Annotated in this window: 11 protein-coding genes; 2 read left to right on the top strand and 9 right to left on the bottom strand. The window is 70.3% G+C overall.

Annotation, left to right across the window (positions count from 1 at the left end):
• From ACWCPF_RS21075 to ACWCPF_RS21095, 5 genes are all read right to left on the bottom strand, one after another.
• On the bottom strand, nt 1-3084 hold a 3084-nt coding region (locus ACWCPF_RS21075; protein ID WP_451046578.1), incomplete at its 3' end, for a non-ribosomal peptide synthetase.
• A 557-nt stretch (nt 3085-3641) separates the two neighbouring features.
• Entirely contained in the window at nt 3642-4451 is an 810-nt protein-coding gene (locus ACWCPF_RS21080) for a sulfotransferase domain-containing protein (protein WP_451046579.1), read from the bottom strand.
• Nucleotides 4452-4478: 27 nt separating this feature from the next.
• Nucleotides 4479-5276, bottom strand: coding sequence for a sulfotransferase domain-containing protein (locus ACWCPF_RS21085; protein ID WP_451046580.1), 798 nt, complete (start codon nt 5274-5276; stop codon nt 4479-4481).
• Nucleotides 5277-5378: 102 nt separating this feature from the next.
• On the bottom strand, nt 5379-6644 hold the full coding sequence (locus ACWCPF_RS21090) for a cation:proton antiporter (protein ID WP_451046581.1): 1266 nt from the start codon (nt 6642-6644) through the stop codon (nt 5379-5381).
• The gene (locus ACWCPF_RS21095) at nt 6641-6895 is read right to left on the bottom strand and encodes a hypothetical protein (RefSeq protein WP_451046582.1); all 255 of its coding nucleotides are present in this window, start codon (nt 6893-6895) and stop codon (nt 6641-6643) included. The genes ACWCPF_RS21090 and ACWCPF_RS21095 overlap by 4 nt, the downstream gene beginning before the upstream one ends.
• 456 nt (nt 6896-7351) lie before the next feature.
• On the opposite strand from ACWCPF_RS21095, the gene ACWCPF_RS21100 reads away from it, so the two are divergent.
• On the top strand, nt 7352-7966 hold the full coding sequence (locus tag ACWCPF_RS21100; protein ID WP_451046583.1) for an IclR family transcriptional regulator domain-containing protein: 615 nt from the start codon (nt 7352-7354) through the stop codon (nt 7964-7966).
• A gap of 294 nt (nt 7967-8260) precedes the next feature.
• Nucleotides 8261-9532, top strand: coding sequence for a chloride channel protein (locus ACWCPF_RS21105; protein WP_451046584.1), 1272 nt, complete (start codon nt 8261-8263; stop codon nt 9530-9532).
• Nucleotides 9533-9557: 25 nt separating this feature from the next.
• On the opposite strand, the gene ACWCPF_RS21110 is transcribed toward ACWCPF_RS21105, so the two are convergent.
• The 4 genes from ACWCPF_RS21110 to ACWCPF_RS21125 all read right to left on the bottom strand — a co-directional run bounded on the left by ACWCPF_RS21110 (nt 9558) and on the right by ACWCPF_RS21125 (nt 14515).
• A complete protein-coding gene (locus tag ACWCPF_RS21110; protein ID WP_451046585.1) occupies nt 9558-10226 on the bottom strand; it encodes a hypothetical protein in 669 nt (222 codons plus the stop codon).
• A gap of 227 nt (nt 10227-10453) precedes the next feature.
• Nucleotides 10454-12232, bottom strand: coding sequence for a cation:proton antiporter (locus ACWCPF_RS21115; protein WP_451046586.1), 1779 nt, complete (start codon nt 12230-12232; stop codon nt 10454-10456).
• A gap of 168 nt (nt 12233-12400) precedes the next feature.
• Entirely contained in the window at nt 12401-13321 is a 921-nt protein-coding gene (locus ACWCPF_RS21120) for an aldose 1-epimerase family protein (protein ID WP_451046587.1), read from the bottom strand.
• 240 nt (nt 13322-13561) lie between these two features.
• A complete protein-coding gene (locus tag ACWCPF_RS21125) occupies nt 13562-14515 on the bottom strand; it encodes a DUF389 domain-containing protein (RefSeq protein WP_451046588.1) in 954 nt (317 codons plus the stop codon).
• Nucleotides 14516-14677: the final 162 nt, after the last annotated feature.

A 14677-nucleotide genomic window follows, 5' to 3' on the forward strand; every position in this document is an offset into this window, starting at 1 on the left:
ATCCACCCCCACCGACTCCAACCCCAACACCTGCGCAAACACCCCACACAGAATCTCCTCCCGCACCGACACCGGCCCCCGACCCACACCCGCACCCGCACCCGCACCCACACCCACACCCACGCTCACACCCGCGGCATAATCCGGCGCCGGCAACGCCCGACGATCCAGCTTCCCGCTCGCGGTCAACGGCAACTCGTCCAGCACCACGACCGCCGCCGGCACCATGTACTCCGGCAACCGCCGCCCGGCAAGCTCTCGCACCCTGACCCGCAGACCATCCGCAGCGGCATCCGCGTCGGCCGGCACCACGTAGGCCACCAGCCGCCCGTCCCCGGGCGTGTCCTCGCGGACGACCACCGCCACCTGACCGACCTGCGGATGAGTCCGCAGCACGCTCTCGATCTCACCGGGCTCGATCCGGAACCCCCGGACCTTCACCTGCTCATCCGCCCGACCCACAAACACCAACTGCCCATCAGGCAGCCACCGCACCAAATCCCCCGTCCGATACATCCGCTCACCCACCCCGAACGGACACGCCACAAACCGCTCACCCGTCAAACCCGCACGCCCCACATACCCACGCGCCACCCCCGCACCCGCCACATACAACTCACCCACCACACCCACCGGCACCGGAGACAAACCCTCATCCAGTACGAGCATCGACATTCCGGCGACACCGCGGCCGATCACACTGTCCTTGTCAGTGCCGTCCAGTCGCCGATGCGTGACATAGATCGTCGCCTCGGTCGGCCCGTACATGTTCACGAGCGCGGGGTTGCTGTCTCCTTGCCTGGCCCACCAGCCGTCCAACTGCGCCGGGTCCAGCGCCTCCCCGGCCAGCACGGCCAGCCGCAGCGCGCCCAGGTGGAAATCGTCGGCCGCGAGCAGCTGGTAGAAGGCCGACGGCGTCTGGCTCAGGATCGTGACGTGTTCGCGCGCCAACAGCTCCGCGAGCTCCTGCGGCGACCGGGAGACCTCGTAGGGGACGACCACGACTCGGCCGCCGTGCACCAGCGCGCCCCACAGCTCCCAGGCCGACACGTCGAAGGAGAACGAGTGGAAGCAGCTCCAGACGTCTTCCGGGCCGAGGCCGAACAGTTCCCGCATCGAGGCGAACAGCCGAACCACACCGCGATGGGGAACCGCGATCCCTTTGGGCTGCCCCGTCGATCCCGATGTGTAGATCACATAGGCGGAGTTGTCCGGTAGCGGTTCGCCATGTCGCTCCGGGCTCGACAGCGCGCCACCGTCGAGTGCCGCCAGCTCCGCTGCCACTCCCGGGTCGTCCACGACGACCGCCGGCAGACGCGGCGGCACCGACTCGGCGGCCAAGGACGCACACGCCACCGACGTCAGCACACAGTCGGCGCGACTGTCTTCCACCATGAATCCCACGCGTTGCGCTGGGAGGTGCACGTCGACCGGGAGATATGCCGCTCCGGTCTTCAGCACTCCCAGGAACGCCACCACCACATCGATCCCACGTTCCATCAACACCGCCACCACCGACTCGACGCCCGCGCCCTGAGCCGCCAGGTACCGCGCCAGCCGGTTCGCCGCCGTGTCCAACTCCCGATACGACACCTCCACCCCGTCCGCGACCACCGCCACCGCGTCGGGAGTGCGTGCCGCCTGCTGCTCGAACAGCTCCACGACCGTGGTGCCCGGGCCCTCGACCACGGAGTCGTTCCACTCCACCAGCACCTGATCACGCTGCTCCGCATCGAGCAGATCGACCGCGTGCAACCGCACCTGCGGGGCGGCCGTCACGGTCTCCAGCACTCTCGCGAACCAACCGGCGATACGCTCCGCCGTCGACGCGTCGAACAGATCCGCCGCCGCCGTCAACGATCCCTGCAGCCCCGCGGGCCGCCCCTGGGCGTCGAACGTCTCCACGACAGCCGCTTCGAGGTCGAACCGTGCCAGGGTCAAGGGCTTCTGGAGAACCTCGGCGGTCACGTTCGTCAGCTCAAGCGCCGCTTCACCGGTGTTCTGCAGCGTCAGCATCACCTGGAACAGCGGATGCCGGGCCAGCGCGCGGGTCGGCGACAGCTCCTCCACCAGCCGCTCGAACGGCACGTCCTGATGTGCCAGGGCACCGAGGCTCGTCTGCCGTACCCGGCCCAGCACGTCGGTGAAGGTCGGGTCACCCGACAGGTCGGTGCGGATCACCAGCGTGTTGGCGAAGAACCCGACCAGGTCGTCCAAGGCCTCATCGGTACGCCCCGCCACCGAGGACCCGATCGGCACATCACACCCCGCACCCAACCGCGACAGCATGACCGCCAACGCCGACTGCAACACCATGAACCCGGTCACGCCCTCGGCCCGGGCCAACCCCACCAACCGCTCATGCACCTCGGCCGACACCCGCAACGGCACCGTGTGCCCACGGTGGCCCGGCTCTGTCGGACGTCGCCGATCAACCGGCAGGGGCAGTTCTTCCGGCGCTCCTTCGAGCGCCTGCCGCCAGTAGGCCAGTTGGGTCGACAGCCGGCTCGTCGGGTCGGATTCCTCGCCCAGCAGCTCCTGCTGCCACAGCGCGTAGTCGGCGTACTGCACCGGCAGCGCGCTCCACTGCGGCGCCTCGCCCCGCAGGCGCGCCGCGTAGGCGGTCGAGAGATCCCTCGCCAGCGGAGCCCGCGACCATGCGTCCATGGCGATGTGATGCACGATCAGGACGAGCACATGCTCGTCCGGTGCGTGCCGGTCCGCACCGGTCTGGAACAGCCAGCCCCGGACCGGGACTTCCTCGGCCAAGTCGAACGCATACTCCTCCGCCTGGGCAACCGCCTCGGCAAGTCCTTCCGGCGTTATCTGGCGCACCTGCAACTGCCAGTCCAGCTCCAGCTGTCGCATGTCGAGGATCTGCTGATGCGGCTCGCCGTCGACGGCAGGGAAAACCGTTCGCAGGGATTCATGACGTTCGAGTACGTCTCGCAGGGCCGCGCCCAGCGCGGTGACGTCGAGTCGGCCGCGGAAACGCACGGTGACACCGCTGTTATAGGCCGGGTTCTGCCCTTCCATCTGAGCGAGGAACCACAGCCGCCGCTGGGCATGCGACAACGGAATCATCGATTCATCTCCCCTGTGTACGAAGCGCGCAACCGACCGACTCGATTTCCGACGCGGTCATGAATCACCCGCGCTCAACGACTTTCACGCCCGCGGATCCTCGGCCTGACGACCGTCGCCCGACGTCGGCTTGTGTCGCGGCGACATACCGACGCCCAGATTTCAGCGCATCACCGCTCGTTGAACAAGGTCAGCCTGCGAAACAACGGTTCGGGCGCTGTCCAACCGATGAGTTGGCGCAGTTGGACAGATGATGGGACATATGAGAGGACGGACTCCTGGAAACCGCGTGGGGGCTGGAGTTCTGTGCGGAAGCGTCGTTCAGGTGATTGTGGTCGCGCGGGGCGGGAAAACCAAGACCGGGAAGTTAAGCGACGGTCAGTCCAACTGCGGTGGCGGCGTCGGTTGCACAGCAGTCCGCGGTTGGCGCACCGGGGTGGACAGGTCGTGTGGTGGGCGTGCGTCGCTCCCGGTGGCTCGGCCCGTCCGGCTCGCTCCTCATCCGCGACGCGAAATGCGGCGGCGCCTGAGGTGCCGCCGCATCTTCCTGGTCGCGCTCAGTCCGCGTACCCGAACTGCTTGACCAGTGCCGCGAACTCGGCGTCCTCACGGATGCGTTCCTTGTAGGCGGCCGCCAGCGGCTCTTCGACGCCCACGACGGCCGACGACTCGAACTGGGAGGCGTCGCGTGCCGGCGGTGTCCGGAACTCCCGCATACCGGGTGGCAGTTCGAAGATGCCGGACGCATGAACGGCCGCCGGCGTCCAGTTCTCCACGGCCCGCCGAACCCGGTCGCCGTCGGTCCCTCCCGGAAGCTCGAGAAAGTCGACGAGTTGCCCGAGGGCCGCGCCCGGGTCGGCCAAGAGGTCTTCGTGGCGTATCACGGCGACCTGTTCGAGCTGTGGGAAGTGGGCGCGGACCCGCTCCGGCCGGGTCCACTCCCGGGCGTGCAACTGCCAGTTGGCGTGCGCTTCGTCGGGCTGCATGAGCGCTTCGTCGGGGCTCGCCAGCAGCTGTTTGATCCGCCGTTCCCGGTCCTCGGGCCTGACCCGGTTTCCGCGCGTCATGTCGTACAGGATGCCGCGGGGGTCCCGTGTCACGTAGACCACCTTGCCGGTGACCGCCCGGTAGTGCTGGATGACTTCCGCGTCGGGCAGGAGGTGGGTCCGCACCAGGTAGGGCCGCGGTTCCTCCAGTGGCACCACCCGCCCGTAGTCGAACAGCACGGCCATCTCGGGCGCCAGGTCGTTCAGGGCCTCCGGGGAGGCGTCGCCCGGCGGTGAGTCCAGCAGGTAGCCCGCTACGAGCGCGCGTGCCAGGCCGCAGGCGGACTGCCGGCAGGAGGTGATCCAGGAAAGGCTGGGCATGGTCCTCGTCTCCCTCGGGGCACCGGATCAGTTGGCGTATCCGTACTGGCCGGCGAGGCTGCTGAACTCCTCGTCCTCGCGCAGCAGGCGCCGGTAGGCGTCCTCGATGTCCTCGCCGTAGCCGGCCAGGGACTGGCCGCTCAGTCCCTGGCCGAAGAACAGGTTCCGGTCGCGGTGGCTGAGCGAGGTGTCCCGCCGCTCGGCGTCGCGCATCTTGTCCAATGCGGAGTTCTGCACGGCGCGCTGCACCCGGTCGGAGTCGATCTCACGGTCGAAGCCGAGGAAATCGATCATCTTGTAGAGCGAGCCGACGGTGTCCTGCTTCATGTCCTCGTACCGCAGGACCAGGAGTTCGGTGTTCGAGAAGTGCCGGCGCAGCCGCTCCGGTGATGTCCATTCCAGCACGTTCTCCGTCCACAGCCCGTAGCCCATCCGCTGCCACGGGACTATCCCACGGTTGTCGATGAAGTGTTTCGCGTACGCGGCTCGGCGGTCCGGGTCGACGTGCAGCATCCGTTCCGCGCTGGGAATCACGTCGCGGGGGTTGCGCACCACGTAGATGACCTTGGTGGTGGCGTCGCGGTACTGGTCGTGGATGTTCAGGCCAGGCAGGAAGTGGGTTTTCACCACAAGCGGCTGCGACCGGTCGACCGGCAACGTTCTGCCGGTACGCAACAGGTTGACCACGTCGGGCACCGCGTCGTCCAACCGGCCCAATTTCGCCATACGCAATTCGACCTGGCTGTCACGCAAGTAACTGGCCAACAGAATGCGGGTCCAGGTGTTTCCGGACTTCGGATAGGAAGCTATCCAGCCCAATGCCATGGTTCCTCCTTTCCATTCGGAATCCGACCGTACCCGCTTCGCTTCCCGCCGTCTTGGACGCCCGACGACGTCCGACGACGCCCGACGCCTTCTCCGGGGTGCTCAACCCGTAGTGGCCCGTAGTCCCTTCTGCGGTGCGCTCACCACGTCCGCCGGCAGACAGCGGTTGAGCACCGAGAGCAGCGGGCCGGTCATGGCGGTGGTGACCAGCGCCATCACCACCAGCGCGAGATACAGGGTGGCGGTGAGCACTCCGGCGCTGTAGCCGGCCTGCAGCAGGACGATCTCGGTGAGCCCGCGGGTGTTGAGCAGGACGCCCAGGCGGAGCGCCTCGGCGTGTCCTTCCCCGCCCCAACGCGAGAACAGGTAGCCGCCGCCGATCTTGGAGAGCACGGCCAGGGCGGTCGCCAAGGTGGCCACAAGCCAGGGAATGCCGGTCGATCCCGTCCATATCTTGAGTCCGGTGGTGACGAAGAAGACCGGCACCAGCCACAGGCCCAGCGTGGACACCCAGCGCACGGGTGCGTCCCAGTGCGGTGTGCCGGGCGGGATCATCAGTCCCACGACGAACGCGCCGAAGATGGCGGTGAGGCCCCAGGACTCCGCCGCGGCCGCCGCGCCGAGCACGCATCCCCCCAGCATCACGAACACGAGCCAGGGCCACCGGGCGCAGAACCGTTCGGCCTGACGGGTCCTCAGCAGTCGGCGGCCCAGCACGGTCGCGAGGACACCGAGGACGAGTACGGCGGCCGCGGTCGCGAAGCCGCCGACACCCCCTTTGGCGATCCCGATCACCGCGGCGAGGAGCAGCCAGGCCACGGCGTCGACGAGTACCGCCGAGGTCAGGGCGAGCCGGCCGGCGCGTGTGGTGGTCAGATTCCGGTCGGCCAGGATTCTGGCGAGCACGGGCACCGCCGAGACCGCCATCGTGGTGGCGAGCAGCAATACGAGGGCGAGGGTGGGTCCTGTCCCGCGCAGTTCGGGACGGTCGTACCAGACGAGCCAACCGGCGAAGGCCGCACCGGCCGCGAGGGAGGGTGCGAGGGTGCCCAGCGTCGTCCAGCCGATGGCTCTTTGCCGCAGCCGGGAATCGTCCAGCCGTAACTCGTGGGCGACGCCGACCAGGTACAGCACGAGTCCGGCGTGCCCGATCTCGCGGAGCGGCTCGATCACGGGGGCCGGCAGCAGGACGGGCTGTGCCTGTGGCCAGGCCCAACCGAGGATGGCGGGCCCCAGCAACATGCCGACCGCGATCTCGCCGACGACGCCGGGCTGGCCGATCCGGCGGGCGGTCCATCGTCCCAGGTAGGCGATTCCCAGGACGACGGCGAGAGCGGCTGCCGTGTGGACGGCCACGGCGGGGGTCATCGTGCGTCCTGCCGGTCCGTCGCGCCCTGGCCCGTTCTCTGCGGTTCCGGAGCGGCCCTGCGCGACACCTCGTATGCCGCGACTGCGGCACGCGACGCGTGGCCGAGGACGGCGGGTGACGGGCCGAAGGGGTCATGCGCGGGCTCGATCGCGTGGGTGAGGTGGACGGCGGAGGATTCCGTTCCGTCCGACTCGCAGTGGCCGGGCTGATCGGCGACGGCCTCGGTCGCGGCCCGGTCTGGCGTGTCCATTCATGGCCCCCTCTGTCATGTTCCGCAGGCGTGCGGAGGTGGTCTTCCGCACGGTGGGCGATTCCGCGGTGTCGAGATGACCGGCGCCTTCGACGCGTTCCGCGGTCGGCTGCGGCCGGCTCGATCGCGGTTCCTCGTGGGCCGCAGGGCGAGGTGTCGGCCGACTCACAGAACCCGGCGGGCAGCCGTGTCGTCAACTCCCGTCGGCTGGGCCTTGGCCGGGCGGGATCACGGTCCGTGGCAGGCCGTGCGGGCCGGCGGGCCACCGATCCGATTCCGATCCAGGACCTGGCGACCCCCGAAGTCCTGCGCCGGCTTCAGACCGAGCAGGCGCGCTGACCCGAGGGATCAGGGCGGTTCTGGCTCCGCATGCCCATCTCTGATAGAGATGGTTGACATCGCGAACCATCGTCTCGAAGGAGGAAACGTCCGGAGCGGATCGGCGCTTACCCCTGTGTGACGGCGGCGAAGAAGCCGCCGGCCACTCCACGGCACTACCACGCACCGGACTCCCGGCTCGCCGTACTGACCACGCTCATCCTCGGCCAGCACACCGTCTACCAGCTCGATGCCGCCGCGCGCGCCCGCCTCAACAGTGCCTTCATCGCCATGTCCTTCGTCGGCGGGGCGGTCGGATCCGAGCTCGGATCCGTCGTCTACCACGCCGGAGGCTGGACCGACCTCACCGCACTCGGCGCCGCCCTTCCCCTCAACGCCGGCGCTTCCGCGCTCGTCCTGCCGGCGTGGAGCCCGCAGGACGAGGCCCGCAGCCTGCTCCAGGCCGCCGAGCTGCACCGTTTCACCCAGGCCACCCTCACCGACGTCGACGCCCTGATGGAACGCCTCGGCCGGATCCGCCGGATCGGCTACTCCGTGACGCGCGGGGAGCTCGATCCCGATGTGGTGGGCATCGCCGCCCCCATCCGGAACGAGAACGAGCAGGTGGTCACGGCGGTGAGCGTGGCCGCCCTCGCCTCGCGGGTCTACCCGGAGGCCGAGATGGAGATCGCCCAGAAGGTCCTGGCCGCAGCCGCCGAGATCAGCGACCGAATGGCCGTCGTCACGGGGTGACTCCGCGTCAGCAGCCACCCGCCCGGCCTCAATCCGTCGGAGACGGGCTTCGAGGACGACCCGTCCGGGCTGCGCGTCCATCCGGAGGGGTTTTGACGAGTTGCCGTCGGGCTCGGGGAGATATCGCCTGATCCGGTGGGTAATCTCGCGCTGCCACCGGCCGAATCGCGCCGGCCGCGCGCGCCGCGCTGCCCTCCCAGCAGACTCAGGAGAAGAGCCATCACCGAGCAGAAGCCCGGAACGGCTGGGGCCGCTCCGGGAAACCAGCCCCAAGAGGCCGACCAGTTGAGGAACATGCTGCGTCGGCCCGAGTACCGGCGGGCGTTGGTGTTCTGCGGCTTGATCGGGATTCCGGTGTCGTTGGTCGCGTTCTGGTTTCTCGTCCTGCTCCATCAGTTGGAGAATCTGATCTGGGTGGACTGGCCGCACGATCTCGGGTGGACGGATCCGCCCTGGTGGTGGCCTTTCCCACCGGCTCTGCTGTCCGGTGCGGTCGTCGCCCTGGTCGTCCTGCGGTTTCCGGGCCGCGGAGGACACATCCCGGCGGCGGGCCTGCACTCCGGAGGGGCGTCGAAGGCCGCGGTTCCCGGTGTGGTCCTCGCCGCGTTGGCCAGTCTCCCGCTGGGCGCCGTCCTCGGGCCCGAGGCTCCGCTGATCGCCCTCGGCGGTGGTCTGGCGCTGGTTTTCCGGGATCTCGCACGCGCTCCCGCGACCGAGGCGAGCACGGCGCTGCTCGGCGCGGCCGGCGCCGCGGCGGCCATCTCCGCGATCTTCGGCAGTCCGCTCGTGGCGGCCGTGATGCTCATGGAAGTGGCCGGAGTCGGCGGACCGCAGCTGTTCGCGGTGATGCTGCCCGCCCTGCTGTCCAGCGGAATCGGCGCCATCGTGTTCACCGGTTTCGACCACTGGACGGGACTGAAGACCGGGAGCCTCCAGATCGGGCTGCCCACTCCGCCTCTCCTCGACACCGGGGACGTGGTGTGGTCGGCGCTGATGGCCGTCGTCATCGGGGTGGCGGTGCACGGGGTCATGGTGGGCGGACGGATCTCAGCGCGCTTCGTGTCCGGACACCCGTTGCGCGGCACGGTGTTGTGCGCACTCGGCGCGGCGGGCTGCGCGGCCCTCTACGCGGTCGTCACCGGCCGTTCGCCGTCCGAGGTCTCCCTGTCCGGGCAGGCCGCTCTGGCGCAACTCGCCGAGAACCCCCATGCGTGGTCGGTCGGCAGTCTGGTGGCGGTCCTGGCGTTCAAGGGCGTCGCGTACGCGCTCTGCCTGGGCAGCCTTCGCGGCGGTCCGACCTTCCCCTCCCTGTTCCTGGGCGGAGCGGTGGGCGTCCTGCTGTCGCCCCTGCCGGGGCTCGGCGTCGTAGCCGGTATGGCGGCGGGCATGGCCGCCGCGTGCGCCGCCGCGCTGCGGCTGCCCGTCAGTACGGTGGTGCTGGTCGTCCTGATGGTGGGCAACTCGGAAACGGTGCCCGTGATCGTGCTGGCCGTCGTCGTGTCGTTCGTGACCACCGAGCTGCTGCCCCAGGGACCGGCGATTCCCGCCCCGAGGGTTACGCCATAACCGCCCGCAGGTGGAGTGGAATTGATCAGGAAGTACCGACGGGCCCGGCCCTCAACCGGAAACTGGCCACGAGGATGTGCAGGCTGACGATCAGTGCCCATACGGGGAAGACCAGCTCGGACCAGGCGAAACTGCCCGTCAGGAGAAGCAGCGTCAGGGCGACGAGGTAGCCGAGGAAGGAGAGCCAGCGCGGCAGGACTCCGAGCCGATGCCCGATGGTGGAGGTGCAGAAGGTGAACACCGCGGCCATGCGCATCGCATAGGTCGTCAGCAGGCTGTAGGTGACGTGACGGCCGAACGACCACCCTTGCAGCCTGGAGCCGGCCCCCGCCACATCGACCGTGACCAGTAGGCCGCCGGCCGCCGCCGCGGCCCCGAAGAGAGTCGCCACGAACAGCAGCCCGCTGCCCAGGAAGACCATGGCGAAGAACTGGTCCTCGGCCTCTCCGATGCGTGCGCGCACGGCGCCCATGAACCACAGGAAGAAGATGCCCGCGAAGGGGATGAGGTTGAGCGCCGTCTGTACGGCGCGGCGGCGCGAGGGGTCGGTGACCCAGCTGCTGCCCGTGCTGCCGGATTCGTCCGGTACCGCTACGCGGATCAGCACGATGGCCGCGGCGAGCAGCAGGGCGAACAGGATTCCCACCAGTCCCGCGGCTCGTGGAGTGCGCAGGGCCTGAAGTTTCCTCTCCATGGGCGGTCTTCCGCTTCCTCTCCCGGCCGGTGCGTCCTCGTCGGCGACGGTCCCTTGTCCCTCCGTCCCGTGCGGTCATGCGCGGACGCCGGCGGGCGGCCAAGACCAGCAAGCACCGGTACAGGTCGGCGTGCCACTCGGGCTGTCCATGCGGGTGAGGTGCGCGGACATCCGCGCCCCGGGCCGTGCACGTCGCGAGCGCGACGGGGTCGGGGCCGACGGTCGGGCTACTCCGGCGGACGCTCGGCGCCCGGTCGGCCCGGGGTCAGCAGGACTGCCGTGTCCCCCGGCCGGGGCAGTGGCGTGCTGCCTCCCGTGACCGGATCGAGGCGGCCGTCGCGCCGTACGAGGAACAGCAGCTCGCTGCCGGGCCGCAGGGCGTCGCCGGCGGGCCGGCCCAGGACGGCTGCCCCCTGCGCGTACCTGCGGGAGAACGTCGGCCAGGTCAGCTCCGCGCCGAACAGCACCTCGCCACCGATGAACGGCGCCACCACGCCGTGGCTGTCGGCCGGTGCGTTGAGGCGGTGGACCGTACCCTCCACGCTGCCGCGCAGCACCACCGCCGCCAGTGCGTTGAAGTCGTCCTCAGCGGTGAGGAAGTACACCTCCGTGATGCCCTCCAGCTCGGCGGCCCCACCCGTGGCGGCGCCCAGCAGTTCACCCGGCGCAAGCTCGATCCCGGCCTGCCGGATCCGCTCGCGCTGTTCCTCTTCCGCTGCCCACATCAGCACCTCCAGCCCTGCCGACTTCAGGGCCACGCCCAGGTCGACCACCCAGGGGTCGCCGCCGACCAGCAGGGGCCGCGAGCGGGACGGGCGTACGACGCCCAGGCGCCGGGCGAAGGGTGCGGCGGTCAGCCCGTAGAGCGTCACGGTCGCGACGATAACCATGAACACGGCCGGAAGGATCTTCGACGCGCCGCCGATCCCTTTGGCCACGAGGCCGGCCGAGAAGGTGGAAGCGGTGGCGGCCGCGACGATCCCGCGCGGGGCCATCCAGCCGATGAAGCCCCGCTCGCCGCGGGTCAGGTCGGTGCCGAGGGTGGACACGACCGCGACCAGCGGCCTGACGATCAGCACGAGAAAGGCGGCGAGCCCGAGCGCGGGCAGCCACACATGGCGCAGCGAGTGCGGGGTGACGGTGGCCGAGATCGAGATGAAGAGCAGGCCGAGGATCAGGCTGACCAGGGTCTCGAAGAACGGCCGGCGCGCGGGTACGTCGATGCCGGGCAGGTTGGCGACCGCCAGGCCCATCACCACGGCGGCGATGAGTCCCGTGTCGTCGCGCAGGACGTCGCAGAACGCCGCGACGCCGATCACCGTGGCGAGCTGCGCGGTGGTGCCGAGGACCTCGCCGAGTCGCAGCACCCGGAACAGCACCCACAGCGCAGCCGCCCCGACGACTCCGCCGGCCGCCCCGATGCCCACGCTGGCCAGAAACTGCGCCGTCCCGCCGCCGAGGTGGTGGCCCGAGCTCGCCACGACCGCGTGGAAGACCAGTGCTCCCAGGACCCCGCCGACCGGGTCGATGAGCGAGCCTTCCCAGATCAGGATGCGCTGGAGCCGGTCCTTCGGCCGTACGAAGCCCAGCAGCGGTCCTACGACCGTCGGCCCCGAGACCACGAGGATCGTGCCGGTCATGACGGCCGCCCGTGCGGACATGTCCAGCAGCGGCGCGGCGAGGAGCGTGCCGAGCAGCCCGGTGACCAGGACGCCGATCCAGATCAGCCGGACGACGGCACGGCGGGTGTGGCCCGTCAGCCTGGCCAGGTCGAGCCCGAGGCCGGCGTCGTAGAGGATCACGGCCACGGCCAGCGACACCAGCGGTGAGAACGCCGCTCCCAGCAGCCGCTCGGGGTCGACGTCGTCGATCAGCGCGCCGGCGGCGAAGCCGACCGGCAGCAGGACGATGAGGGCGGGGATGCGCAGCCGGCGGGCCAGGACCTGCGATCCGACGGCCAGGACCAGGATCAGGCCCACGCCGATGAGCACCTGGTCCGTCGTCACGGGTGCCCCTTTCTGTGCATGCCGGACCCGGCAGACCGGGTCCTCAGCGGGTCGCTGGAAGTGGCGCGGTGTGTCGTCGTTCTGCTGCGGCGCCGTCGTGGCTGGTCACGCAGTTCCCCGCGCCCCTTCAGGGCGCTGCTGAACCGCCGCCGACTTCGCCTGACCCGCTTAGCCGGTCCACGGTGTGATCCCCCAGCGGGCGGTGTGCTGCTCGCCCGGGTCGAGGCTGACCAGTCCGGTGCCGCTGCGGAAGGCGTCCGGCGGGCAGGTCATCGGCTCGACGGCGACCGCGCGACGGCGCTCGCCCGGTGGCAGGGTGTCGCCGGTGTAGAGCTGTACGTAGTCGGCGCCCTCGCCGAGCCATACGTCCGTGCCGAACGCGCCCGACGGGTGCGCCAGGCGCACCACGGCCCGCCCGTCCGCGTCCCGGTCGAGGTCGCCGAAGGGGGTGTCCAGCCGGAGAGCGCCGACGACCTGTGGCGTGCGCAGGTCGTAGGCGGTGCCGGCGACCGGCTCGGCGGCGACCGGCAGGCCGCGCTCGTCGGTGCGCAGCCAGGTCCGCGCGGGGACGGTCAGCACGGCCTGGTCGACGACGGCGGTGCCCGCGGTGAAGTAGGGATGCTGGCCGAAGCCGTAGGGTGCGGCGCTCGTGTCGAGGTTGCGCGCGGTGACGGCGACTTCGAGCCCGCTGCCGCCCAGGGCGTACTCGGCGCGGACGTGGAGGTGGAACGGATAGCCCGGCTGCGGCCACAGCGGAACCTCCAGCACGGCGTGCCGGTCGTCCGCCTCGACGATCCGCCAGGCGACCCACCGCAGCAGGCCGTGGAGGGCGTTGCCGGCGGTCGGCTCGGTGAGCGGCAGCTGCAGCTCCTGTCCGTCCCAGGGGTAGCGGCCGTCGCGGATGCGGTTGGGCCACGGCACGAGGATCTGGCCGCGCCCGCCGGTGATCCGGTCCTGCCCGGCGAATCCGTCGAGCACAGTGCGCCCGCCGGCCGTGTACGACCGAAGGGCCGCGCCCAGCTCGACGACGACGGCGCTGTGCGTGCCGTGACGGAGGGTCAGTTGCCGTCCGGTGCGGCTCTGCTGCACGCGTGGCCTCCTCGTCCGCCCGGTCGGCGTCCTCGGACGCCGGCGTGGTGGTGGCCCGCGGTGCCGGCCCTCCCGTCGGGAGCGTGCGGCCCCTCCTGGACCCGGTCAAGCGCGACACGTTCCCGTCGGCGCGATCGCCGGGCAGGTTCGCCCGCCGGGGCCACAGGGCGGGAGCGGGCGGCCGTCGACGCACGGGGGCTGGTGCGCGCCTGTGCGGTGGCACGGCCGGGGGCGGCGGCGTCACGTGCTGCTCGTGCGTCTGCTGCGACGGCCGATGCTGCGCCAGACGGCCCGTTGGAATCTGAGCATCAGCACGCCCACCAGGATCAGCAGCACGATGTTGAGGAGCAGCTGGATCAGGGATCCACGCGCCTGGTGCCAGCTGGAGAAGGCGCAGGAGACGCCGATGTCGGCGGCGGCCGGGATGGTGGTGACGGAGATGAAGACGCCGAGCAGCGCGCTCGTCCTGGCCTGGGTCAGGGACATGATCCCGACGATGCCGGCCAGCACCGCGACGACCACGGAGAAGAAGTTGGGGGCGTCGATGAGCGTGGAGACGGGTCTGAAGCCCAGGTCGAACGCCTCGGGTTGGAGGTCGAGACCCCGGATCGCCCAGGAGAACAGGAAGGTCACCAGGACGGCCAGCACGAATCCCACGGTCAGGGCGGACAGGCCCTGCCGGATCCTGGTGCCGTTGCCGCGGTCGATGCCCAGCGCCACGCTGGTGATGGCGCCGTACTCCGGTCCGACCACCATCGCCGCGACGATCAGGATCTGGGAGTTGGTGATGATGCCCACCGCCCCGATGACGCCTGCGATGACCAGGTAGACGTAGAAGCTCGGCAGATAGGTGCCCTCGGCGCGGATGCGTGCTTCGACCTCCTCCCAGACCGGCGCGTGCGCGAGCGCCCCGAGTTGCTGCTGCTCCGCCGCGGCCGCGGTGCCGGAGAAGGCCATCTCGACCGGCTCGATGACGATGGATCCGCGGCGGTCGAGTTCCAGTGCGCGCAGGCCTCGCAGCACGGTGTTGGCCGCACCCGCCAGGATGTCGCACTCGATCGCGTCGCCGTCGGGTTTGTGCGCCAGTTCGGCGAGGACGACCAGGTTGAAGACATAGCGGTCGTCGGTCAGCAGCCCGACCGCCCGGGGGGTGAGATCAGGGGGGCTCACCAGCCGGACGTGGATCATCTCCATGCGGCCAGTAACACCCGGTGGCCGGGGGTCGGCAAGCCGGATGAGGGTGCCGCCGCCGGGCGGCGGACCGTCCACGACCGGTCGCGCTGAGCGACCGGTCGTGGACCGTTTCCGACGCGCAAGGGCCACCCGAGTGGCCGATAGTGGACCTAGGGGGCTCCT

The sequence above is a fragment of the Streptomyces sp. NPDC001858 genome (assembly GCF_053594615.1).

Bases quoted from the DNA above. Each gene is read 5' to 3' on its own strand.
- ACWCPF_RS21080 (WP_451046579.1), bottom strand. From the start codon at position 4,451: ATGCCCAGCCTTTCCTGGATCACCTCCTGCCGGCAGTCCGCCTGCGGC.
- ACWCPF_RS21085 (WP_451046580.1), bottom strand. From the start codon at position 5,276: ATGGCATTGGGCTGGATAGCTTCCTATCCGAAGTCCGGAAACACCTGG.
- ACWCPF_RS21090 (WP_451046581.1), bottom strand. From the start codon at position 6,644: ATGACCCCCGCCGTGGCCGTCCACACGGCAGCCGCTCTCGCCGTCGTC.
- ACWCPF_RS21095 (WP_451046582.1), bottom strand. From the start codon at position 6,895: ATGGACACGCCAGACCGGGCCGCGACCGAGGCCGTCGCCGATCAGCCC.
- ACWCPF_RS21105 (WP_451046584.1), top strand. From the start codon at position 8,261: ATGCTGCGTCGGCCCGAGTACCGGCGGGCGTTGGTGTTCTGCGGCTTG.
- ACWCPF_RS21110 (WP_451046585.1), bottom strand. From the start codon at position 10,226: ATGGAGAGGAAACTTCAGGCCCTGCGCACTCCACGAGCCGCGGGACTG.
- ACWCPF_RS21125 (WP_451046588.1), bottom strand. From the start codon at position 14,515: ATGGAGATGATCCACGTCCGGCTGGTGAGCCCCCCTGATCTCACCCCC.